The sequence below is a fragment of the Nocardioides korecus genome, assembly GCF_054778395.1.
In genome coordinates this window covers 248433-269663 of the sequence record NZ_BAAGZO010000003.1, presented here as the reverse complement: position 1 = coordinate 269663, position 21231 = coordinate 248433, and the positions used below count along the sequence as shown (strand labels likewise).

At 74.0% G+C, this 21231-nt stretch carries 21 protein-coding genes and 1 other RNA gene; 7 read left to right on the top strand and 15 right to left on the bottom strand.

Translation table 11 applies throughout. The features are described 5' to 3' along the window. Positions 1-26 precede the first annotated feature (26 nt). Entirely contained in the window at positions 27-992 is a 966-nt protein-coding gene (locus ACYVDA_RS07430) for an EamA family transporter (RefSeq protein ID WP_460816677.1), read from the bottom strand. Positions 993-1074: 82 nt separating this feature from the next. Here ACYVDA_RS07430 and ACYVDA_RS07425 point away from each other — a divergent pair, with 82 nt between their 5' ends. Beyond that, entirely contained in the window at positions 1075-1971 is an 897-nt protein-coding gene (locus ACYVDA_RS07425) for a LysR family transcriptional regulator (RefSeq protein WP_460816675.1), read from the top strand. Here ACYVDA_RS07425 and ACYVDA_RS07420 read toward each other — a convergent pair. Both ACYVDA_RS07420 and ACYVDA_RS07415 read right to left on the bottom strand, forming a co-directional pair. Continuing rightward, complete coding sequence (locus ACYVDA_RS07420) at positions 1968-4142, bottom strand: DEAD/DEAH box helicase (protein ID WP_460816673.1); 2175 nt, start codon at positions 4140-4142, stop codon at positions 1968-1970. The two genes, ACYVDA_RS07425 and ACYVDA_RS07420, sit on opposite strands and share 4 nt — an antisense overlap. A gap of 251 nt (positions 4143-4393) precedes the next feature. Next, positions 4394-5050, bottom strand: coding sequence for a TetR/AcrR family transcriptional regulator (locus ACYVDA_RS07415; RefSeq protein ID WP_460816671.1), 657 nt, complete (start codon positions 5048-5050; stop codon positions 4394-4396). Positions 5051-5118: 68 nt separating this feature from the next. Between ACYVDA_RS07415 and ACYVDA_RS07410 the strand changes: the two genes are divergently transcribed. Further along, entirely contained in the window at positions 5119-6498 is a 1380-nt protein-coding gene (locus ACYVDA_RS07410; protein WP_460816669.1) for a cytochrome P450, read from the top strand. A gap of 55 nt (positions 6499-6553) precedes the next feature. Here ACYVDA_RS07410 and ACYVDA_RS07405 read toward each other — a convergent pair whose 3' ends face one another. The 5 genes from ACYVDA_RS07405 to ACYVDA_RS07385 form a co-directional block, all read right to left on the bottom strand. Then, the gene (locus tag ACYVDA_RS07405; protein WP_460816666.1) at positions 6554-7840 is read right to left on the bottom strand and encodes a hypothetical protein; all 1287 of its coding nucleotides are present in this window, start codon (positions 7838-7840) and stop codon (positions 6554-6556) included. Positions 7841-7893: 53 nt separating this feature from the next. Next, on the bottom strand, positions 7894-8550 hold the full coding sequence (locus ACYVDA_RS07400) for a serine aminopeptidase domain-containing protein (RefSeq protein ID WP_460816664.1): 657 nt from the start codon (positions 8548-8550) through the stop codon (positions 7894-7896). Between the two features lie 598 nt (positions 8551-9148). Then, positions 9149-9519, bottom strand: a transfer-messenger RNA (tmRNA) gene (ssrA, locus tag ACYVDA_RS07395). Positions 9520-9542: 23 nt separating this feature from the next. Then, complete coding sequence (locus ACYVDA_RS07390; RefSeq protein ID WP_460816661.1) at positions 9543-10214, bottom strand: maleylpyruvate isomerase family mycothiol-dependent enzyme; 672 nt, start codon at positions 10212-10214, stop codon at positions 9543-9545. 75 nt (positions 10215-10289) lie between these two features. Further along, positions 10290-10562: an HNH endonuclease signature motif containing protein gene (locus ACYVDA_RS07385; protein ID WP_460816658.1), complete on the bottom strand. Its 273-nt coding sequence runs from the start codon at positions 10560-10562 to the stop codon at positions 10290-10292. Between the two features lie 319 nt (positions 10563-10881). On the opposite strand from ACYVDA_RS07385, the gene ACYVDA_RS07380 reads away from it, so the two are divergent. Both ACYVDA_RS07380 and ACYVDA_RS07375 read left to right on the top strand, forming a co-directional pair. After that, positions 10882-11241, top strand: a complete 360-nt coding sequence (locus ACYVDA_RS07380; RefSeq protein ID WP_460816655.1) for a hypothetical protein — start codon at positions 10882-10884, stop codon at positions 11239-11241. A gap of 565 nt (positions 11242-11806) precedes the next feature. Further along, positions 11807-12583 (top strand): endo alpha-1,4 polygalactosaminidase, encoded by a 777-nt coding sequence (locus ACYVDA_RS07375; protein WP_460816653.1) that lies wholly within the window; start codon positions 11807-11809, stop codon positions 12581-12583. Between the two features lie 101 nt (positions 12584-12684). Here the strand turns inward: ACYVDA_RS07375 and ACYVDA_RS07370 are convergent, their stop codons facing one another. From ACYVDA_RS07370 to ftsE, 5 genes are all read right to left on the bottom strand, one after another. Next, entirely contained in the window at positions 12685-13605 is a 921-nt protein-coding gene (locus tag ACYVDA_RS07370) for an amidohydrolase family protein (protein WP_460816650.1), read from the bottom strand. Next, positions 13602-14078, bottom strand: coding sequence for an SsrA-binding protein SmpB (gene smpB / locus ACYVDA_RS07365; protein ID WP_460816648.1), 477 nt, complete (start codon positions 14076-14078; stop codon positions 13602-13604). Before smpB ends, ACYVDA_RS07370 begins: the two co-directional genes overlap by 4 nt. 48 nt (positions 14079-14126) lie before the next feature. Continuing rightward, the gene (locus ACYVDA_RS07360; RefSeq protein WP_460816645.1) at positions 14127-15410 is read right to left on the bottom strand and encodes a M23 family metallopeptidase; all 1284 of its coding nucleotides are present in this window, start codon (positions 15408-15410) and stop codon (positions 14127-14129) included. Positions 15411-15568: 158 nt separating this feature from the next. Continuing rightward, entirely contained in the window at positions 15569-16489 is a 921-nt protein-coding gene (ftsX, locus tag ACYVDA_RS07355; RefSeq protein WP_460816642.1) for a permease-like cell division protein FtsX, read from the bottom strand. A gap of 13 nt (positions 16490-16502) precedes the next feature. Next, positions 16503-17192 carry a cell division ATP-binding protein FtsE gene (ftsE, locus tag ACYVDA_RS07350; protein WP_460816639.1) on the bottom strand — a complete coding sequence of 230 codons (690 nt, stop codon included), beginning with the start codon at positions 17190-17192 and terminating at the stop codon, positions 16503-16505. Between the two features lie 114 nt (positions 17193-17306). On the opposite strand from ftsE, the gene ACYVDA_RS07345 reads away from it, so the two are divergent. The 3 genes from ACYVDA_RS07345 (at position 17307) to ACYVDA_RS07335 (ending at position 19863) form a co-directional block, all read left to right on the top strand. Next, the gene (locus tag ACYVDA_RS07345) at positions 17307-17966 is read left to right on the top strand and encodes a hypothetical protein (protein WP_460816637.1); all 660 of its coding nucleotides are present in this window, start codon (positions 17307-17309) and stop codon (positions 17964-17966) included. Positions 17967-18196: 230 nt separating this feature from the next. Beyond that, entirely contained in the window at positions 18197-19228 is a 1032-nt protein-coding gene (locus ACYVDA_RS07340; protein ID WP_460816634.1) for an NADP-dependent oxidoreductase, read from the top strand. An 11-nt stretch (positions 19229-19239) separates the two neighbouring features. Further along, positions 19240-19863: an antibiotic biosynthesis monooxygenase gene (locus ACYVDA_RS07335; protein WP_460816631.1), complete on the top strand. Its 624-nt coding sequence runs from the start codon at positions 19240-19242 to the stop codon at positions 19861-19863. 30 nt (positions 19864-19893) lie between these two features. Here ACYVDA_RS07335 and ACYVDA_RS07330 read toward each other — a convergent pair whose 3' ends face one another. After that, positions 19894-20334 carry a DUF1707 SHOCT-like domain-containing protein gene (locus ACYVDA_RS07330; RefSeq protein ID WP_460816629.1) on the bottom strand — a complete coding sequence of 147 codons (441 nt, stop codon included), beginning with the start codon at positions 20332-20334 and terminating at the stop codon, positions 19894-19896. Further along, positions 20334-21131 carry a PadR family transcriptional regulator gene (locus tag ACYVDA_RS07325; protein WP_460816627.1) on the bottom strand — a complete coding sequence of 266 codons (798 nt, stop codon included), beginning with the start codon at positions 21129-21131 and terminating at the stop codon, positions 20334-20336. Before ACYVDA_RS07325 ends, ACYVDA_RS07330 begins: the two co-directional genes overlap by 1 nt. Between the last annotated feature and the right edge of the window lie 100 nt (positions 21132-21231).

Genomic DNA, 21231 nt, shown 5'->3' with positions numbered 1-21231 from the left:
GCAGGCCCCACCTCACGCGCGCGTTCTCAGCAGGCGCGCACCAGGTCCGCGGGCCCGGGCAGGGTCTCCGGCGCCTCGGGCACGAGGTCCCCCGGACCGGCGGGATCGACGGGGTCCGGGCGGCCACCGCCCCGCTCGGCGCCGATGCCGGCCGCCACCACGAGGACCATCCCGAGCACCGCGACCGGTCCGGGCACCTGGCCCAGCAGCAGCGCACCGACGAGCAGCGCCACCGCGGGCTCCAGGCTCATCAGGGTCCCGAAGGCGGCCGTGGTCAGCCGCTGGAGGGCGAGCATCTCCAGGGCGAACGGGACGACCGGCATCAGGACGGCCAGGGCCAGGCCGACCAGCCACAGGTCGGGGGTCATCCGCTCCAGGCTCGCCGGGCCGACGGCGACGGTGGCCACCACGGCCGCGACCGGCATCGCGACGGCCAGGCCGCGGATGCCGGCGATCTCGTCGCCCACCCGCTGGGAGAGCACGATGTACGCCGCCCAGCAGACCGCCGCGGCCAGGGCGAACGCCAGCCCGACCGGGTCGGCCTCGCCGGTCCAGGGCCGGGTGAGCAGGACCACGCCGGCCCCGGCCAGCAGCGGCCAGGTGAACCGGTGGCGACCACGGCCGTGCAGCACGGCGATGGACAGCGGGCCGAGGAACTCCACGGCGCTGGCGGTGCCGAGCGGGAGTCGGGCCACGGCGGCCATGAACAGCAGGCTGAGCCCGGCGATGCCGACCCCGAGCCCCGTGGCGGCGGCCAGCGCCCGGCGCGACAGCCGCAGGCGCCAGGGACGGCCCAGCGCCAGCATCAGCACGCCGGCCCAGACCAGCCGCACCCAGCCGGCACCCTCGGGGCCCAGCCGGTCGAAGAGGCCGATCGACAGGGCCAGCCCGACCTGCACGCAGAGCATGGAGGTGACGGCCATGGCCATCCCGTCGCGGGCCGGGTTGCCCCGCGTGGCCGCGCGGGAGGTGAGGAAGGTGGACGCGCTCATGGGTCTAGTAGACGACCGACAACCATCGGCGTCCACGTGAAGATGACGAATCATCCGTTCACGAATCGTGGATGATGGGGGCATGGACACCCGACGCCTCCACCTGCTGCTCGAGCTGTCGCGCCTGGGCTCGATGCGCGAGGTCGCCGACACCCACGCCCTGACCACCTCCACGGTCTCCCAGCAGATCGCGGCCCTGGCCCGCGAGACCGGGGCCGAGCTGGTGGAGCGCGAGGGCCGTGGCGTCCGGCTCACCCCGGCGGGGCGGCGGCTGGCCGAGCACGCCGTCGAGATCCTGGCGGCCGTCGAGGCGGCCGAGCGCGACCTGGATCCCGAAGCCGAGCCGGCCGGGACGGTGCGCGTCGGCGGGTTCGCGACCGGCGTACGACGCTCGCTGCTGCCGGTGGTGGCGGGCCTGCGCGAGACCCACCCGGCGATCGAGGTGCTGGTCAGCGAGTACGAGCCGCTCGAGGCCGTGCGACGCCTGGCCGACGACGACCTCGACCTGGCCCTGACCTACGACTACGACCTCGCCCCCGCTCCTCCGGGTCCGCTGCTGGTCCGCGAGCCGCTGTGGCGCACCGAGTGGGGCCTGGGCGTGCCGGAGGCCGAGCTCGACCCCGGCACGTCGGCGACCGACCTGGCGGCCTGGGGGCAGCGGCCGTGGATCGTGAACTCGCGCAACACCGCCGACGAGGAGGCCGTGCGCACCCTGGCCGCGATGGTCGGCTTCGAGCCGTGGTTCGCCCACTCCATCGACAGCCTCGACCTGGTGCAGGAGCTGGTCGTGGCCGGCCTGGGGATCGGCCTGCTCCCGCGCGACACCGTGCCGCGCCCCGGCGTACGCGTGCTGCCGCTGCCCGGGCCCGGCGTCGTGCTCACGGCGTACGCCGTCACCCGTCGCGGTCGTGAGCGCTGGTCACCCCTGCGGGCCGTGCTCGACCGCCTGGTCCACGAGTCCGGGGGCGCGAGCGGCTAGAGACCCACGACCAGGGCGGACGCCGGGGTGTCCTCGGTGAGCGCCTCGGTGAGCAGCGCCACCAGGGCCTCGAGCTGGATGTCGGCCGAGGACGACACCTCCGCGTCGGAGCCGTCGAGCGCCCGCGCGGCCAGGGCCGCCTTGGAGTCGATCAGCTCGGCGATCTTGGTGTCGATCGTCTGCGCGGCGATGATCCGCCACGCGGTGACCGGCTGCTCCTGGCCGATGCGGTGGATCCGGTCGATCGCCTGGGTCTGCTCGGCATCGGTCCAGGACAGCTCGGCCAGCACCACGTTGGAGGCGACCTGCAGGTTCAGGCCGACGCCCGCGGCGGTGAGCGAGCAGACCACCACGGCGACGTCGGGGTCGTGCAGGAAGGCCTCGATGTTGGCCTCGCGCGACTTGGGCGTCTGGTCGCCGCGGATGGAGGAGTAGCGCAGCCCCCGCCTGGCGAAGGTCTCCTCCGCGACGTCCATGACGTCGATGTGCTTGGCGAAGAAGACGACCTTGCCCACGTTGCGGGCCAGCTGGGCGGCGTAGTCGGCGGCGAGCCCGGCCTTGGCCTGGCCGATGCGCCGCATCATCTGGAAGACGTTCTCCTCGCTGCCGCCGGTCGTCGAGGTGTCCTCGCGCTCCCAGGTCGCCACGCGGCGCACGAGCTCGTGGTCGATGCCCTCGACCGTGACGCCGGCCGAGCGGGTGGCCAGGGCGCTCTCGTAGCGCTGCACCATCCGACGGGCCAGCTCGCGCTCGGCCTCGCGGATCGAGCGGGCGACGTCGGCGTCGAGCTCGACCGGGATGTCGGCGACGCGACGGGCCGGGATGTCAGAGGCGACGTCGACCTTGCGCCGACGCACGATGCCCAGGTCGATCACGCTCTCGCGGGCCGCGCGGTAGAAGCCGCGGTCGGCCGGGGTCAGGCCGTTGTCCTCGAGGGACTCCATCAGCTCCGCGCGGGGCTTCTTCTCGTCGATCCAGCCCAGGAACTGCCAGATGGCGCGGAAGTCCTCGATGTCGTTGATCAGCGGCGTGCCGGTCAGGGCCATCATCAGCGGGCTGCCGACACGGGCGCGGACGCGGTCGGCGAGCTGGAGCACGTGCTGGGAGCGCTGGGAGGTCTTGTTCTTGATGAAGTGCGCCTCGTCGACGACCATCCCGCGGAAGCCGAGGTCGCCCAACCAGCCGACGTGGCGGTCGAGCACCTCGTAGTTGACGATCACGATGTCGGCGAAGCCGTCGATGTCGAGGCCGTCGCCGTGGATGACCGTGGCGGGGTGGCGCGGCGTCCAGATGCCGGCCTCGCGGGCCCAGTTGGTCTTCACCACGTTGGGCACCACGACGAGCAGCGGGAAGGCGTGCGCGGCCTGGGCGGCCAGCAGCGCCTGCGCGGTCTTGCCCAGGCCCGGCTCGTCGGCCAGCAGGAAGGTGCGGTGCCCCTCGCGGGCCGCCTCCACGACCTGGGCCTGGTGACGCATCAGCTCGTGGCCGCCGGGCGCGCGCAGCGAGGTCGGCTCGGGCAGCTCCATGCAGGAGGTCGCACCGCTGGTGACCTCCTCGAAGGAGCGGAACAGCGGGCCGAGCAGCTCCCAGGTGGCCAGCAGTCGCGGCTGCACCTCGCGGTCCACGTTGGAGAAGTCGGGCACCAGGAAGGGGTTGGCGAGCTGGCGTGCCACGACCGAGGCGGGCAGCACCCGGCGGTCGTGGGCGGCGTCGTGGTCGTCCTCGACGTCCTCCTCCTCGACCTCCTCGGGGGCCTCGAGCCCGGCGGAGGCGACCATCTCGCGCTTCATCGCCTTGGCCGCGTCGCCCACCACGGCGTCCTCGGCCAGCAGCGCCAGCAGCGTGGTGTCGCGCGCGGTGGTCTTGGCCAGGATCGTGGCGATGCCGTCGAGCCGCTTGAGCTGCTCGGCGCGCTGGGACTCCGAGATCCCGGTCGCGACCTTGAGGCGGGCCCGCTCCTCGCGCACGAGCAGGGCCACGACCTGGAACTTCACCCGGGCGACGTGCTTGACCGGGCCGCGCTGGGCCACGGTCTCGACCTCGCGCACGGCGCGGGCCAGGACCGGGATGATGCCCTCGTTGTCCAGGTCTCGACCCCGGCGGTGCTGGCCGTTGCCGCGCGGGGCGGTCCGGGGGGCGTTCCCGGTGCGACGGCGTTCGCGACGAGCCAACGCAGCTCCTCCTCTGACTCTCCGCCGGGCGAGCAGCCGACGGCAGGTGGGGGGCGGCCCGTCCACCCCGGGACGGGGCGGCGTGGCCGGGTGAGACGGGGGCGTCGATCGGCTGGTGCGACGTCGCCCCACCTGACGACCCGGGTGCCCGGACGCTCGACGAGCGCGGGCTCGGTGACAGGTGCTCGGCCAGCATAACGCGCAGGAGGAGCCGGGGGACGAATCCCGGCGTGTGGACGGACCGGCGCGGATCAGCCGGCCATCACCGTGGCCAGCACCCGCCCGAACAGGTCGTCGGGCACGCTCGCCGGATCCACCAGCCGCTCGAGGGCGAACCCGTTGGCCAGCCCCATCAGCAGGGTCGCCAGCTCGGCCGGGGCGAAGGTCGACGCCGGCTGCCCGCCCCCCGCACCCGGCGTACCACCTGAGCGGGTCTCGGCCAGGTGGCCCTCGATCGCCAGGGTGACCGCGGCGTGCAGCTCGCGCCGGCGCTCGAGGAAGACCCCGTCCAGGCTGCCGCTGCGCACCGCCCGCTGCCACAGCTCGAGGAAGAGCAGGTGCCAGTCGCGCTGCTCGTCCCCGGCCCGGGTGAGCCGGTCACCCAGGGCGTGGGCGCGCTCGGTCAGGGAGAGAGCGGGGTCGGCGACCGCCTCGAGACCCAGCTCCAGGTACGCCGACACGCGGTCCTCGACCAGGGCCGCCACGAGCGCGTCCTTGCTGCCGAAGTTGCTGTAGACGGCCCCCTTGGTGAAGCCCGCGTCCGCGGCCACGTCGTCCACGCTGGCCGCGTCGATGCCCTGCCGGGCGAAGACCCGCGCGGCGGCGTCCAGCAGGGACTGGCGCACCTCCTCGCGCGAGGGGCGCCGGCGCTGCCCAGCCCGCGGGACCACTGGATCCGTCGTCGACACGGGTCTAGGATACCGGAAAGTATCGGATACCGAGCGGTATCCAACTCCACGGTGAGGAGCCGCGTCCCATGAGCCTCCAGTCCCAGGTCACCGCCACGGCCCGGTCGGCCGTCCACGGCGTCCACGGCGCCCTCGACGTCCGGGGCCACGCCTCGGCCGCCGTCCGCTGGAGCCTGGGCCACGCCCTGCCCCGGATGGCGATCCGCGGCTCGGCCAAGCGGGGCGACCTGCACGGACGGCTGATCATGGCCACCAGCACCAGCGAGGGCGCGCCGTTGGAGCTGTTCGAGGAGATCCGGGCCGACGGGCCGCTGCACCGCTCCAAGTTCGCCTTCGTCACCGCCTCCCAGCCGGTGGTCAAGGAGGTGCTGACCAGCAACGACGTGCGGGCCGGGGTCGACTTCGGCTCCGCCTCGGGCCCGCTGGCCCGGCTCAGCACCTGGGCCTTCGACCAGGCACCGATCGGGCCGCTGACGCCCCCGTCGCTGCTGGTCACCGAACCCCCGGACCACACCCGCTACCGCCGGCTGGTCACCCGGGTGTTCAGCGTCAAGGCGGTCCAGGGCCTGTGCGAGCGCACCGAGCAGATCGCGCAGCAGCTGCTCGACGACCTGTCCTCCTCCGCGACGTCCGGGCCCGTCGAGCTGGTCGAGCGCTACTGCGCCCAGCTCCCGGTGACCGTGATCGCGGAGATCCTCGGCGTGCCCGAGAGCGACCGCCACCGCGTGCTCTCCTTCGGCGAGGGCGCGGCCCCCAGCCTCGACCTCGGCCTGGGCTGGTCGAGCTTCCGGCGCACCGAGGCGTCGCTGGCGGAGTTCGAGACCTGGTTGCGCGGTCACCTGCGCAGCGTCAGCGCCCACCCGGGCGACGACCTGCTCAGCCAGCTGGTCACCGCCCGCGACGACCGCGGCGTCGGGCTGACCGAGGCCGAGCTGATGGCCACCGCCGGGCTGGTCCTCGCGGCCGGCTTCGAGACCACCGTCAACCTGCTCGGCAACGGGATCGCCCTGCTGGACCAGCACCCCGACCAGCTGGCCCTGCTGCGCGAGCGCCCCGAGCTGTGGCCCAACGCCGTCGACGAGGTGCTCCGCTTCGACCCGCCCGTGCTGCTGACGGGGCGCACCGTGGTCGCCGACACCGAGTTCTCCGGCGTACGCGTGCCCCGCGGAGCGGTCGTCACCACCTTGCTGGCCGGCGCCAACCGCGACCCCGGCGTCTTCACCGATCCCGACCGCTTCGACGTCGCCCGTGAGAACGCCGACCAGCACGTGTCGTTCTCCTCGGGCCGGCACTACTGCCTCGGCGCCGCGCTCGCGCGGATGGAGGGTGAGGTCGGCCTGCGCGGCATCTTCGAGCGCTTCCCCGACCTGCACCTCGCCGAGGGCGCACGGCGTCGCGAGACCCGGATCCTGCGCGGGTACGCCGCGCTCCCGGCCCACCTGGGCTGACCGCGGGCGGCCCGGGCCGAGCCGGGCCTCTGAGGTCGCGGGGGCGCTGGCGACCTCAGACGGGGCGCCGCCGACGCCACCGGACCAGGAGGACGCCGAGACCGGCGACGACGACCCCTCCGGCCGCCCACCACAGGGGTGCCCGCGGGTCCGTGGTCCCGGTCGGCGCGACGGGGGTCGACCTGGGGCGCGCCCACAGGTCCGCGGCGAGCAGTGGCTGGTCCAGCTGGTCACCGCTGCCGAGAACGCGGAGGTCCTGCTGCCGTCCCGTCACGACGTCGACCACACGCACGGTGCTCTGGTAGCTGCCGACCACGACGTGGGTGCGGTCGCGCCACCCCAGGATCTGGGACGGGTCCCGCGGGCCCCGCAGACGGATCGGCCGGTCTCGCGCCTCGCCGGGTGTCCGACCGGCGTACAACCTCCAGGGCGAGGCGGCCCGGCCGCCCGAGAACCCGATGTAGGCGAAGGCGGCGTCGTGCGGCGCCCACGACGCCGTGACCACGGGGTGGGTCAGGGTGGTCACGGACCGAGCGCCGGTCGCCGGGTCCTCGCGGAACACCTGGCGGCCGCGGGACCAGACCACCCCGCTCGGAGCGGACCCGAGGTCAGGCAGGAAGTAGTGTCCCGGCTGCTCCAGCACGTGCGAGGAGCCGTCGCGGACGTCCCAGGCCACGAAGGCGTGGTGCCCGCGGAGACCGCGGTCACCCACGCGCTCCGGCGGCTCGAAGGTGGTGAGCAGGTAGCGGGAGTCGCCGGAGAAGGCCAGGTCGGCGACGGGCGAGAACGCGCTCCCGTCGGGCACGTCGATGCGGCGCACGCGCCCGGTGGAGGTGTCCATCACCGACCAGCCCTCCGCGCGCTCCCGCTCCACGGCACCACCGCTCGACCGCACGCGCCGCCAGCCCAGCCACCGCCCGTCGGGCGACACCGCGGTGCCGCCCTCGAGCCCCGACTGCTCGACGGAGTAGCCCGGCAGGTGGACCCAGACCGAACGACCGTCCCGCGCCGAGGTGGCGTACGCCGCGGGCTGCTCGCGTCGGCCGCGCAGGCCCACCGGGCGGGTGCGCAGCGCGATCCCGATCGCCGCCACCGGACCGCGGAGGGGTGCGTTCTTCGACCAGGTGCCGGGGGCGTCGACCACGCGGGGCAGTCGCGGCCTCCCGACAGCCTCGGCCCTCGCGACGCCGGCGGAGCCCGCCGCGGTGGCCGCGAGCACCACGACGGCGACGGTCAGCACCCGGGCGAGCCGGCCCGTCGTGCGCCGGCCCGTCGTGCGCCGGCCCGTCGTGCGCCGGAAGGCACTGGTGGCTCGGTCCGGGCGGGGCACTGGCGTGGTCACAGGGTCAGCCTGCCCGACCGCGGGCCCCGGTGGCGGGGCTTCCGCGGCTGGCGTCAGCCCCGCGCGTCGCCGATCATCCGCGTCGCGTGCTCGACCACGAAGTCGTTCCACCGTCGCGGGTGGAACCCCATGCCGTGGGCGAGCAGGCCCGGGCCCTGGTCGCCGATGCGTCGGAAGTCCGTGCTGCGGGCGAGGCCCCCGACGCGCTCCACGAAGAGGCGCGCCTCGTGCGGGCTGACCTCGGTGTCGGCGCCGTTCACGGCCACGGCCAGGTGCCGGTCGCGCAGCGGGTCGACCGACTCGGAGTCGGGGAACCACGGCGCGAGACCGACCAGGCCGACGACCTGGGGGTGGTCGGCCAGCCGCAGCCCGGTGCGCGCACCCATCGAGTGACCGACCAGCACGACCGGCACCTCGCCGTACGCCGACCGGACGGCCTCGAGCCCGGCGAGGGCGTCCGCCACCGGCGCCCCGGCCCCGGCCGCGGTCGGCGCGGCCCAGCTGGTCCACTCGTTGCGGACCAGCCACGTGGCCAGCCCCGCGCGCCCGAGGGCACCGCGGACCGAGCGCTGGAGCAGACGCACCCGCAGGTAGCCCGGGTAGAGCGCCGTCACCGGGATCCTGCCCGGCGTCTCGGCCCCACCGTGCAGCATGAGCACGACGCCGGCCGGTGCTCCCGGGACGTCGTGGCGGTCGAGGTGCAGGCCCATGGGCCCCAGCATGCGCGACCCGGCAAGCGAGCGGCGGCCGGGTGGTCCGGCGTACGACGTGGGCGAGGTCCGTGCGGCGCTGGGGGGATGCGGCGCACGGGACCGGGCACAGGAGGGCAGGGCCGCGGGGGGTCGGTGCACCACCCTCTCGGCCCAGGCCCCCTGGGTCCAACACGCAGGCGCAGGGGGCCGACTCCACCGCGCGCCTCAGCGGAAGGGGGCGGTGCCGTCCACGACCGCGTCCGCGCGGACGTCCGGTCGGTGCGACTCCAGGTAGGCGTCCTCGCGGGGGCACCAGAGGTCTGCCCAAACGACCGCCTGCGCAGGGTTCCTCGCCACCCCGCGAGCCAGGGAGACCTCCGGTGGGACGTCGACCCACACCGTGAAGTCCCACGCCACGGGCAGCCGCGCCGCGTAGCAACGCTCGACGAGGACTCCTCCGTCGAGGTGCAGGCGCCGTTCCGCGCCCAGCCGTCCCGTCGACCAGTCGTAGGGGCGGTAGGAGAGGTCGCGACGTCCCCCACCGCTACCGAGTCCGCCGCCGGAGACGAGAAGGACCGCCCCGACGACGTCGGGGCGGTCCTGATCGAGAGGGCTGTGGTGGAGCTGGCGGGAATCGAACCCGCGTCCTGTGGCGCCGTGCCAGGTCTTCTCCGGGTGCAGTTCGTGATGGTCGCTTTTCTCGGCCCCGGTGCTGCCACGAACAGCTCACCGACCGGCCCAGTCAGGAAAAAGTCCCGATCAACCCTCCTGACAGGAGTTGACCAGCAAGTCCTCTAGATGACGCCAGGGTCCGGGACGAGGACGGATGCCCGGTCTGACGCTTCGGTCACTGCTCAGGCAGCGAGAGCGAAGTCAGTGCGCTTAGAGTCGGCACTTGTGGTTTCCAGCGGACATTAACGAGTTGACGCTGGCTTCTCGACCCGCTTCTCCTGGGACAAACGTCCCCAGTCGAAACCAATCAGCCCCTCTTGAGTTGTGCAGCATCCAGTCTAACCGCTCGAGGCCACCGGATTGTTCCCACGGGCCCGCACCCAGGTCGTGAGCGTCGGCAGACCGGGCCCCGCCAGGCAGGTGAGCCCGGTGGGACGCCCCGACAGGACCAGGGCCAGGGAGGCGGCCGGGCCCACGACGTCGGGCGCGTCGCCGCTGGCCCACGACAGGTCGGTCGCGCCGAGGCTCACCCGCGGCCGTCCGCGCGGAACGAAGCCGAGCCGCGCCTGCGGGCTGGTCAGGAAGTCGAGCACCGGCGCCCAGGGCTCGTCGGGTCGGTCCACGGTCAGCCCGAGGGGTACGGCGATGTCGAGCCGGTGCAGCATCACCTCCGCCAGCGGCGCGCGCGACCCCATCCCCGGCGGGTGCACGTGCGACGCGGCGTGGGTGCGGAGGTCCTCGACCAGCTCGGCGCGGTGCCGACCGGCGCCCGCGGCGACGGTGGCCCGGTTGGCGGCGTGCAGGTCACCGCGGGCACGTACGGCGGCCCGGGCCACCGCGGCTGCTCCCCCGGTCAGCAGACCCGCGAGGTGGGTGACGACGTCCGCGACCGTCCAGCCCCCGCACAGGCTCTGCGCCTCCCACTGCCGCGGCAGCAGCGTGTCGAGCAGGTCGGCCAGTGCCAGCCGTTCCTGCTCGATGGTCTCCCAGTGCTCGCTCCCCCGCCCCATCCACGCAGGCTAGGCCCTTGGCCGCAGCCGTGGCGGGTCTGACCTGCGGTTTCGAGACGTGGGCGGGGTGGTGGCTCACTCGCGCCGGTGGAAGCGGATCGTGCCGTCGGGGTGGCGTTCGTGGCGGAACGCGGGGTCGTGGACCCGCCTGTGGTGGTGACCGCACAACAATCGGCCGTTGGCGAGGTCGGTGGGCCCGCCGGTGGACCAGGGCTGGTCGTGGTGGGCGTGGCACAGCGCGGGTGGGGTGGCGCAGCCAGCCGCTGTGCAGTGCCGGTCTCGCTGCTGCAGCGCGATCCGCTGCTGAGCGGAGTACAGACGTCGGGTGCGGCCGGCGTCCAGCGGCACCGATGCCCCGCCCGGGACGAGCGGGACGACCCCGGGCGCGGGCCGCCAGCCTCCTGGCCTCGGCTGCGGTGAGCCGGGCGCCGGTGTCCAGGGTGCAGACCCCGGCGGTGTCGAGGCGGGCCAGGAGCTGGTCCAGCGTCATCGTCACCACGACGGTCGCTCCCACGCCGCCGCTCGTGGGCAGGGCGGTGGCCGGGATCCGCTCGATCAGGTCGGTGAAAGCGATCCCCAGTCTGACCGGCAGCGGCTGCGACTCCACGTCTGCGGAGTTGCTGGGTGGCGGGGTCAGGGACTGGAGCATCTTGGCGAGCATGTGGCCATGGCGGGTCGGGATGCGGAACCGTCCGTGACACGTGCCTTGGTCGTCCTCGCGGATGGTGAAGGTGGTCCGGCGGGCGGCGGCGGCCTCTTCGGCCTCCAACAACCTGCCTTCGATCTCCTCGGCCTGGTCGGGGCAGATCACCTCCAGCAGGTGACGACCCAGGGTGCGGAGGGCGGTGGCGTCGTGGTGCGCGGCCTGGCCGATCAACCAGTGCTCGGCCTCGAGCCTCTGCTCGGGGGTGACGGCGAGGTCGCCGGTGGTGGGGAGGAGGTCGAGGCTGGCGAGGATCGCGCGGGCCTGGTCGGTGTTGACGCCGCCGGCGGCGACGGCGTCGTGCAGTGGCCGGTGGGCTTTTAGCTGGGTGGCGAGGTGGAGGTCGGCGCGGGCGTGGGGGCGGCGCTGCCGGGTCTCGATCGCGACCCAGTCCGCGGCCGACCGTGCCCCGGAGGCCTCGGTGGCGCCGGTCCGCTCGGCCTCGGCCAGGACGTCGAGACGGACCGCGTCGAGCTGATTGGTGATGGCGGCGAGCTCGACCAGGACGTGACGCTTCTCGGGGTCGGTGAGGCCCCACACGGGTCGGGCCCCTGGCCCGGTGAGGCGGTCCAGCCGGGTGCGCAGCCGGTCCACGAGGTCGACCAGCGGGTGCGCGGGGGCACCGGTCGGGTCGTCGTGGGGCTGGCTGCTCATGGGTCCATCCTGGCAGGGACCACCGACAAGACGACCGGGTCGAGAGGGCCGCTGACCTGGATGTTTGGTGACTCGCAGGGGTCTCGACGACGGGCCTGCCGGCCCTGCTCGACCGACGAGAAGGACGGGCTCGGCCGGGCGGGTCGTGGGAGGGCGGGTGCTGCCGGAGTCGTCTCCGGGCGGCGGCCTCGGTCGTTGTCGGTCGGAGCGGCCGGTGGGGGCCTAGCCTGGGCGGGTGCGTCGAGGTGTGTCCCTGCTGGCCCTGCTGGGGGTCCTGCTGCTGGTGGGCGGCGGGGTGCCGTCGTACGCCGTGGGACGGGTGCGGCCGCTGCCGGTCGGCGCGGACGTCGACTACCAGCTCGGAGGGGCCGCCGCGGTGCCGGCGCACGTCGGGATCGTGGTGCGCGACCGGCGCGAGCGACCGCTGACCGGGACCTACGGCGTCTGCTACGTCAACGCGTTCCAGACCCAGCCCGACGAGCAGGGCTTCTGGCGCCGCCGCCGGGGTCTCGTGCTGCGCAGGGGCGGTCGCCCGGTGGTCGACCCCGCCTGGGGCGAGCAGCTGCTCGACCTGCGCACCGGCGCCAAGCGTGCGGCCCTGGCCAGGATCGTCGGGACGTGGCTGCACGGCTGCGCACGGTCGGGGTACGCCGCGGCGGAGCTGGACAACCTCGACTCCTTCACCCGCTCGCGCGGTCTGCTCACCTCGCGCCAGGCGATCGCCTACGCCCGCCTGCTGGTCGCCCGGGCGCACGCGGAGGGGCTCGCGGTCGGGCAGAAGAACTGGGCGGGCTGGGACGGCCGGGCCGTCGGGTTCGACTTCGCGATCGCCGAGGAGTGCGGTCGCTACCGGGAGTGCGCGGACTACGTGCGGCACTACGGCCGTCGGGTGCTCGCCGTGGAGTACCGCGCGAGCGACTTCGACTGGACGTGCTCCCACGTCGGCGGCGAGCTGGCCGTCGAGCTGCGCGACCTCGACCTCACGCCCGGTGGCGTGCGGCGGTGGTGCTGAGACCGGTCGTGGACCTGCTCGAGTGCTACAGCAGCGTCGTGCGCGGGGTCGGTTCGCGACGCTGGTGCGGCACCCGGCGGTGCCGACGGGCGTGGGTGGGGCTAGCCGAGGCCCAGCAGGTCGACGCCGTTGTGCCACAGGACGTGCCGGAGCCAGTCGTCGTCCAGGCCGGGGTGGCGCTCGCGCAGGCGCGTGAGGCTCTGAAGGGCCTCGAGGTAGGGGTAGGGGATCGTCGGGAAGTCGCTGCCGAAGAGCACCTTGTCGCGGGCGTCGACCAGTCGCGGGAGGAGCGCGTCCGGGAACGGCTCGTCGCCGTCGAAGAAGTCGGTGAACACCATCGTGGTGTCCAGGCGCACGTGCTCGTGGGTCTCGGCGAGGGTGAGGAACTCGGCGTACTCCGGGGCGCCGAGGTGGGCGACGACGACCGCGAGCCGGGGGTGGCGGCGCAGCAGGCGGGCCAGGTGGTCCGGGCCGGTGAACGGGTTGCCGATCGGGCCCGAGCCGACGTGGATCACGACCGGGGTGCCGGCGTCCTCGATCGCCCCGAAGGCCTCGTCGAGCAGCGGGTCGTCGAGGAGGAACTCCCCCACCTGGGTGTGCAGCTTGAAGATCTCGACCCCGGCCGCGATCAGCTCCGGGACGTAGGCTGCGGCCTCGGGCTCGGGGTAGAACGTGGCGCTCCACAGGCACTCGGGGATCCCGGCGGCGAACTCGCGGGCCCAGCCGTTGAGGTAGGTCGCGATGCCGGGGCGGTGGGCGTAGGGCAGCGCGGAGAAGCGGCGTACGCCGAAGGACCGCAGCTGCTCGACGCGCTCCTCGTGGCTGCCGCGGTAGCGGATCGGCCACTCGCGCCCGATCTTGGGCCCGGCCTGGTCGAACTGCGCCCAGACCTTGGCCTGCACGTTGGGCGGCAGGAAGTGCACGTGCACGTCGAAGACGCCCGGCAGCCCCAGCTCGCGCCAGACCGCGACGCTCTCCTCGACCGGCTCCCGGGAGGGGACCGGCGGCGTCGCAGCGGTCACCGCACGCCCTTGAGCCGACGACCCAGGGCCTGCTCCTTCTCGCGGTCGGCCTGCTTCTCGGCCAGCGCGTGCCGCTTGTCGTAGTTCTTCTTGCCGCGGGCCAGCGCGAGCTCGACCTTGGCGCGGCCGTCCTTGAAGTAGAGCGAGAGCGGGATCAGGGTGGCGCCGCGCTCGTGGACCTTGCCCTCGAGCCGGTCGATCTCGGCGCGGTTGAGCAGCAGCTTGCGCACGCGGCGCGGCTCGTGGTTGGTCCAGGTGCCCTGGGTGTACTCCGGGATGTGCACGCCGTGCAGGTAGGCCTGGCCGCCGTCGATCTCGACGAACCCGTCGACCAGGGTCGCGCGACCGGCCCGCAGCGACTTGACCTCGGTGCCGACCAGGACGAGCCCCGCCTCGAGGGTGTCGTCGATGTGGTAGTCGTAGCGGGCCTTGCGGTTCTGCGCGACGAGCTTCTGCCCCTTCTCCTTGACCATGGGGCCCATCCTCTCAGCCTGCGCCAGCGGGAATCACCCGACGGCTCCTCAGCCGATGTAGGTCATCGGGTCCACCGGCACGCCGTCGCGCAGGACGGTGAAGTGCAGGTGGCAGCCGGTCGACCACCCGGTCGAGCCGGTGTAGCCGACGGTCGCGCCGCGGGCGACCCGCGCCCCGGTGCCCACGGCGTAGGAGGCGAGGTGGTTGTAGACGACCGTGAGGTTGTGACCGTTGACCCGGCCGACGTCGAGGTAGAGGCGGTGGCCGTAGACGGCCGACCACTCCTCGGAGATGACCGTCCCGGTCCCGGCGGCCCGGTTGGCGGTGCCGCAGGAGGCACCGAAGTCGGTGCCGTCGTGCAGGCCCCAGTAGTGGTAGATCGGGTGCAGCCGCCAGCCGTACGGCGACGTCACCGGGCCCGGGACCGGCGCCAGGAGCACCCCGCCCGCGACGCCGCGGTAGCCGCCACCCCGGCGGGCAGCGCGAGCGGCCCGGGCCAGGATCAGCTTCTTGATCCGCGACTCCTGGCGCTCCACGGCGCGCAGCTGCGCCGCGTCGGCACGTCGGGCCCGGGCGGCTCGGGCCTCGGCGGCGCGGCGGGTGGCGACCAGTCGGGCCACCTGGGCGCGGGCGGTGGCGGCCTCGGTCTCCCGGGCCTGCTTGGTGACCAGGTTGGCGGCCGCCGCGCGTCGCTGGGAGGCCACGACCAGCGTGGCCCGGGCGACCTCGACCTCCTGGGACCTCATCGCGGCCCGCACCGACTTCAGCGCGGCCAGCTCGGTCGTGGAGCGCCCCATCAGCGAGGAGACGGTGTTGAGCTGGGTGGTGACCTCGGAGGGGCTCTGCGAGGTCAGCACGACCGAGAGCCCCATCAGCGCCGGGTCGCCGTTGGCGTAGTTGCTGGCCGCGAGCCGTCCGATCGAGGCCCGCTGCTCGACGACCTGGGCCCGGGCCTCGACCAGCGCGGCGCGGGCCAGGGTCAACCGGTGCTCGGCGGCCTGGAGGGCGGCCTGGGCCAGGTCGTCGGCGTGGGCGGCCAGCGCCAGCGCCGCCTGCGAGCCGGCCAGGACCTTCTGGGCCGAGGTCAGGGAGGCGCGGGCGCGCAGCAGGCGACGCCCGGCGGCGGCCAGGGCGGCGCTGGACTCCTCGACGTCGGCGCGGGCCGAGCGCGCGCGGGAGTGGGCGGCCCGCTGCCGCTTGCGCAGCCGGTCCTCGGTCGGGAGCAGCAGGGAGGCCGCGGCGGTCCCGGCCGGGGCGAGGGCCGCTCGGGTGGGCACGGCCGGGGCTGCGGCGTCCGAGGCCGCCGGCACCAGCACCGGGGCCCCGAGCACGAGCAGGGCCGTCGAGGCCGCGACCGTGCGCGAGCGTCGCCGACGGCTCGTGGGCCGGGTCCGGGCAGGACCGGGCGAGGGGGAAGGTGCGGAGGGGACCACAGGAGTTGCCGTTCAGCCGGGGAAGGAGCGAACCCCCCGACGCTAACCCGGCGCGTTCACACCTTGAGGTATTTGCGGGTCATCACGAGTGTCGGCAGCAGCGTCAGCAGCAGGCCGAGCACGGCGATGCCCGCGATGGCGGTGTAGGAGTCCTGCCAGTCGACCCACTCCACGATGGTCGAGGTGGGTCGCAGGCGGCCGTAGATCACGACGTACATGAACGCCAGCACCGTGCCCGCGGCCAGCCCGACGCCCACCAGGGCGGCGACGAACGTCTCGAGCAGGAAGGGCAGCGAGATGTAGAGGTTGGAGGCGCCGACGAGCTTCATGATGCCGATCTCGCGCCGACGGGCGTACGCCGCCAGCCGGATCGTGTTGCCCACCTGGAGGATCGCCGCGAGCAGCAGGAAGACCGCCACCCCGATGGCGCCCCACTTGAGCACCGTCATCCAGAAGTAGATCGGCTTGAGCACCTGGCGCAGATCGCGCACCGCGGCCACGCCCGCCATCGAGGACAGCTGGGTCTCGACCCCGCGGAACTTGTTGGGGTCCTTGAGCTGCACCCAGTAGGACTCCTGCATGTCCTTGGGCCGGACGGTGGAGTAGATCTCCTGCTCGGACTTGTCCTGGGAGAGGTAGACCCGCTTCCAGGTCGAGAAGGCCTGCTCCTTGGACTGGAAGTACGACGACGCCACCTCGGGGTGGCCGTCGATGACCTTCTTGATCGCGGCCTGCTGCGCCGAGGTGACCTCACCGCCCTGGCAGGTCGGCGCCGTGGAGTTCTGGTTGCACATGAACACCGTGATCTGGAGCTTGCTCCCCCAGTAGCGCTCGGCCTTGTCGGCCTGGCTGTTCAGGAGCAGGCCCATGCCGACCAGGGTCAGCGAGACGAAGATGGTGACGATCAGCGCCACGGACATGGACTTGTTGCGTCGCAGGCCGGTGCCGGTCTCGGAGAGGACGTGTCGCAGCTGCATGGGGACGTTCCTCCTAGTGCTGGTAGCCGTAGACGCCGCGGGTCTGGTCGCGCACGACGATCCCGCGGTCGAGCTCGATCACGCGCTTGCGCATCTGGTCGACGACGCCGGCGTCGTGGGTGGCCATCACCACGGTCGTGCCGGTGCGGTTGATCCGGTCGAGCAGCTTCATGATGCCGATGCTGGTGTGGGGGTCGAGGTTGCCGGTCGGCTCGTCGGCGATCAGGATCGCGGGCCGGTTGACGAAGGCGCGCGCGATCGCCACCCGCTGCTGCTCCCCGCCGGAGAGCTCGTCGGGCATCCGCTTCTCCTTGCCGGCCAGGCCCACCAGCTCGAGGGTCTCGGGGACCACCCGGTCGATGTGGGAGCGCGACTTGCCGATCACCTGGAGCGCGAAGGCGACGTTCTGGGCCACCGTCTTGTCCGGCAGCAGCCGGTAGTCCTGGAAGACCGTGCCGATCTGGCGGCGCAGGCCCGGGATGCGCCAGCTGCGCAGCCGCCCCACGTCCCGGTCGTCGACGAAGACGTGGCCGCGGGTCGCCCGGATCTCGCGGATGACCAGGCGCAGGAAGGTGGACTTGCCCGAGCCGGACTCGCCGACGAGGAACACGAACTCCCCCGCGCCGATCTCGGCGTTGACGGCCGACAGCGCCGGTCGGGTGTGCCCGGCGTAGGTGGAGGTGACGTTCTCGAAAGTGATCACGGCGTGGGTGCGGGCGGGGCCGGGGGCAGGGCAGGAACGGGTGGAACAGGGGGACGAACACGTGCTCGCCCGACCGCTGGTCGAGCGTAGGTCAGCGCCCTTACGGTGGGGCGCATGCGTGGATCGTCGGCCTGTCGCCGCCCGGGACGGCTGTCCACGGCCCTGGTCGGGACGCTCCTGGCGACGCTCGCGGTCGCGGGGTGCAGCGCCGCCGCTCCCCCGCGGGCGGCCCCGTCGGGCACGCCGTCGGTGGCGCCGACCCCGATCGATGACCTCCGCACCCAGACGATGACCCTGCCCCGGATCGACTTCTGCTCCCTGGTGCCCGCCGGCGCGGTCACCGACGCCCTCGGCGGTCGGGCGCAGGGGCGCGACGCGTGGGGCAACGGCGACCGGCTGGGCCTCGCCGGGGTCGCCGACACGGTCGCCGAGACCGGCTGCTCGTGGTCGGGCGCGGACGGCACGACGGCACGGGCGTGGGTGTTCGCGCGGCCGGTCCAGCGGGCCGGGGCCGACGCGGTGGTCGCGCAGACCCGCGGCGTGCGCGGCTGCTCGACGCCGGCCGGACCGGCGTACGGCGTCCCGGGGGTGACGCAGGTCTGCACCTCCCCCGCGGCCGGTCTGGCCGCCGGGCAGCGGCGGGTGCGTCACGCCGGGCTGTTCGGCTCCACCTGGCTGACCTGCGAGGTGCAGGGCGCCGACGCCCCCACCCTGCGCACGCGGGCGGACGCCTGGTGCGTCGAGGTCGCCAACGCGCTCGACACCACCCGCTGAGGTGCTCGTCACGCGGGGGTCGCCCGCCACGCCTGGGAGCGGACCCGGGCCCCGGTCTCGACGTGCGCCGGGGCGACCTCAGGAGGCATGCTGGTGAGTCGCCCCCGAGCGCCCTGCGCGCGCGATCGCGGGCCCTCGTCCCGGTCCGACCGATCCGCCCCTGATCAACCCCTGTCCCACCCCCGATCAACCCCCGATCAACCCCGGCCCCACCCGATCCAAGGAGTTCCATGACGACCACCACCCAGGTCCGCCTCGCCCAGCGTCCCGTCGGCGAGCCCGACGACGCCACCTACTCCTTCGAGGACCACGAGCTGCCCGCGCTCGAGGACGGCCAGCTGCTGCTGCGCGTCGTCTACCTCTCGCTCGACCCCTACATGCGCGGCCGGATGAGCGACGCCCCGTCGTACGCCGCCCCGGTCGCGGTCGGCGACGTCCTCGAGGGCGCGACCGTCTGCGTCGTGGAGGAGTCGCGGCACGCGGACTGGGCGCAGGGCGACTACGCGCTGTCCTACTCCGGCTGGCAGACCCACGCGATCAGCGACGGCACCGGCCTGCGTCGCCTCGACCCGGCCAAGGCGCCGATCTCGACGGCCGTGGGCGTGCTCGGGATGCCCGGCTTCACGGCGTACGCCGGCCTGCTGGAGATCGGCCGCCCCGGCCCCGGCGAGACCGTCGTGGTCGCCGCCGCCACCGGGCCGGTCGGCTCCGCGGTCGGCCAGATCGCCCAGGTCCAGGGGGCCCGCTCGGTCGGCATCGCCGGCGGCGAGGCCAAGCGCCAGGCGCTGCTCGACGAGTTCGGCTTCGACGTCGCGCTGGACCACCGCTCCGAGACCTTCGCCCAGGACCTCGCCGAGGCCGTCCCGGACGGCATCGACGTCTACTTCGAGAACGTCGGCGGCAGCGTCGCGCGCGAGGTCTTCAAGCACGTCAACCTCTACGCCCGCGTCCCCGTGTGCGGCCTGGTCGCGGACTACAACCGCACCTCGGCCCCCGAGGGTCCCGACCGCCTGCCCGGCTTCATGGGCCTGGTGCTGCGCAAGAGCCTGACCGTGCGCGGCTTCATCCAGAGCGAGTTCGTCCCCACCCACGGCCGCGACTTCGTGCGCGACATGTCGTCGTGGGTCGCCGAGGGCAAGGTCCGCTACCGCGAGGACGTCGTCGAGGGTCTGACCTCCGCCCCCGAGGCGTTCCGCGGCCTCCTCGCCGGTCGCAACTTCGGCAAGCTGCTCGTGCGGGTCTCGGACGACCCCAGCCTGTGACCGACCAGCCCGTGACGGAGCAGCCCGCACCCCGGCACGAGCCGGCCACGTCCTCGGACGCGGCCGGCGCGGTCACGGTCTCGATCGTGCGCCACGTCGCGCCCGACCACGCGGCCCAGATGCTGGCCTGGGTGCAGGCGGGCTCGTCGCTGGCCGAGCGGTTCGAGGGCTTCCTCGGCACCGGCTGGGTGCGCCCGCGCGCGGGCTCCGACGAGTGGCACATGCTCTACCGGTTCGCCGACCACGCCTCGCTGGAGCGGTGGGAGTCCTCCTCCCAGCGGGCGTGGTGGCTCGGGTCGGCGCAGGGGCTGGTCGGGGAGTCGCGCGTCGAGCGGCGCACGGGCATCGAGGGGTGGTTCGACGACCCGGTCGAGGTCGACAGCGAGGACCTGCGCCCCGCAGCCGCCGCGCCGCCGCGCTGGAAGCAGGCGACCGTCATCTGGCTGACGTTCTTCCCGCTCAGCCTGGCGCTGGGCTCGCTCCTGCTGCTCACCGGCTGGCACCCGAACATCGTGCTGCGCACGCTGGTCACCACCCTGGTCGCGACGCCGATCATGACCTACGGCCTGCTGCCGTGGATGACCCGCCGGTTCGAGTGGTGGCTCAAGCCGAAGGCGGCCTCGGCCGGGTCCTGACCCACCCGCTGACGGCCCGCTGCCAGTCCGCTAGCGGGACCGCCGGGGGTGGTCCGCCCAGGGCGGGTGGGGCGTCGTGCCGCGGCGGGAGAACCAGAACCACAGCCCGGCGCCGAGGATCACGAACGGCAGGTGCGTGACCACGGTCAGGAAGACCAGGGCGACAAGCGCGACCTTGACCGCCGTCCACGGGACGCCACCGCGGGTCGCCGGGACCCGACCCGCGACGGACGCGGGCGTCCAGGCGGGACCGGGCCGGGAGGGTCCGGTCCGCGGCTGCGTCCCCGGGGTGTACGCCGACCCGGGCAGGTCGGCGAACACCGGCGCGAGGTCGCTGCGGGTGCGGGCCGACCAGACGGCGTCGGCGCGCTCGTCGTACTCCTCCTTCGACAGCCGGCCCTGGGCGAAGTGCTCGCCCAGGGCGGCCACCGCGGCCTCGCGGTCGGCGTCGCCGATGCGCAGCTCGGCCATCACTCCCCCTCGGGACCCTGGTGCACGTGGCCGGTCCCGGGCGCGGCCGGGGGTGCCGGGGGGGGCTCGGGGGCGAGCGGCTCGTCCTCGAGGTCCTCGTCGTCCTCGTCGTCGGGGTCGTCGGCGTCCACGGGGTCCGGGCCCTCGGCGAGCAGCTGGTACATCCGGCGCCGGGTGTCGGCCAGGATCTCCAGCGCCTTGGCGCGCTGGTCGGGGCTGCCGGTGCTCGCGACCTGGGCGATGGCGCCCACGGTCTGGCCGATCACCTGCTTGAAGCTGACCGCCTCGTGGTCCTCGTCCTGCTCCTCGAACGGCGCCCAGACGGCCGCCAGCTCCTCACCGTGGTCGGCGACGTGCGCCCGACCCTCCTCGGTGAGCTGCACGGCCTTGCGGCCGGTGGGCGCGTCCTCGACGAGTCCCTCGTCCTGGAGCTGGGAGATGGTGGGGTAGATCGAGCCGGGGCTGGGCTTCCAGACCCCGTCGGTGCGCTCGGCGACCTGCTGGATGACCTGGTAGCCGTTCATCGGCTCCGCGGCCGTGGCCAGCACGTCGAGGATGGCCGAGCGCACGTCGCCGCGGCGCACGCGGGGCCGGTGGCCCGTGCGGCCGGGGCCACCGAGGCCGGGGCCGAACATCTGGGCGACCCAGGGCGGCGGGCCGCCGAGCGGGCCACCCCACGGGCCTCCCCATGCGCCGGGCCCGCCGGGACCGGGGTGCGGGCCGCCGTGGCGACGGCGTCCGCCCCCGCGCTGCTGGCGGGACGGTTCGAAGGCTTCTGTCCACATCGGGTGTCTCATGTCGAGCTCCTCTCGCTGCGTGTCAGCCACGTGGGATGGAAGTGGTGTCGCCGACACTGTCTCGATACGTCGACGATATATCGCTCGTGTTCGTCACGCA

What these genes read in the sequence shown, in the direction of transcription:
- ACYVDA_RS07340 (WP_460816634.1), top strand. Translation starts at nt 18,197, where the DNA reads ATGACGACCACCACCCAGGTCCGCCTCGCCCAGCGTCCCGTCGGCGAG.
- ACYVDA_RS07400 (WP_460816664.1), bottom strand. Translation starts at nt 8,550, where the DNA reads ATGGGCCTGCACCTCGACCGCCACGACGTCCCGGGAGCACCGGCCGGC.
- ftsX (WP_460816642.1), bottom strand. Translation starts at nt 16,489, where the DNA reads ATGCAGCTGCGACACGTCCTCTCCGAGACCGGCACCGGCCTGCGACGC.
- ACYVDA_RS07345 (WP_460816637.1), top strand. Translation starts at nt 17,307, where the DNA reads ATGCGTGGATCGTCGGCCTGTCGCCGCCCGGGACGGCTGTCCACGGCC.
- ACYVDA_RS07330 (WP_460816629.1), bottom strand. Translation starts at nt 20,334, where the DNA reads ATGGCCGAGCTGCGCATCGGCGACGCCGACCGCGAGGCCGCGGTGGCC.
- smpB (WP_460816648.1), bottom strand. Translation starts at nt 14,078, where the DNA reads ATGGTCAAGGAGAAGGGGCAGAAGCTCGTCGCGCAGAACCGCAAGGCC.
- ACYVDA_RS07325 (WP_460816627.1), bottom strand. Translation starts at nt 21,131, where the DNA reads ATGAGACACCCGATGTGGACAGAAGCCTTCGAACCGTCCCGCCAGCAG.
- ACYVDA_RS07425 (WP_460816675.1), top strand. Translation starts at nt 1,075, where the DNA reads ATGGACACCCGACGCCTCCACCTGCTGCTCGAGCTGTCGCGCCTGGGC.
- ACYVDA_RS07390 (WP_460816661.1), bottom strand. Translation starts at nt 10,214, where the DNA reads ATGGGGCGGGGGAGCGAGCACTGGGAGACCATCGAGCAGGAACGGCTG.
- ACYVDA_RS07410 (WP_460816669.1), top strand. Translation starts at nt 5,119, where the DNA reads ATGAGCCTCCAGTCCCAGGTCACCGCCACGGCCCGGTCGGCCGTCCAC.
- ACYVDA_RS07380 (WP_460816655.1), top strand. Translation starts at nt 10,882, where the DNA reads ATGGCGGGTCGGGATGCGGAACCGTCCGTGACACGTGCCTTGGTCGTC.
- ACYVDA_RS07430 (WP_460816677.1), bottom strand. Translation starts at nt 992, where the DNA reads ATGAGCGCGTCCACCTTCCTCACCTCCCGCGCGGCCACGCGGGGCAAC.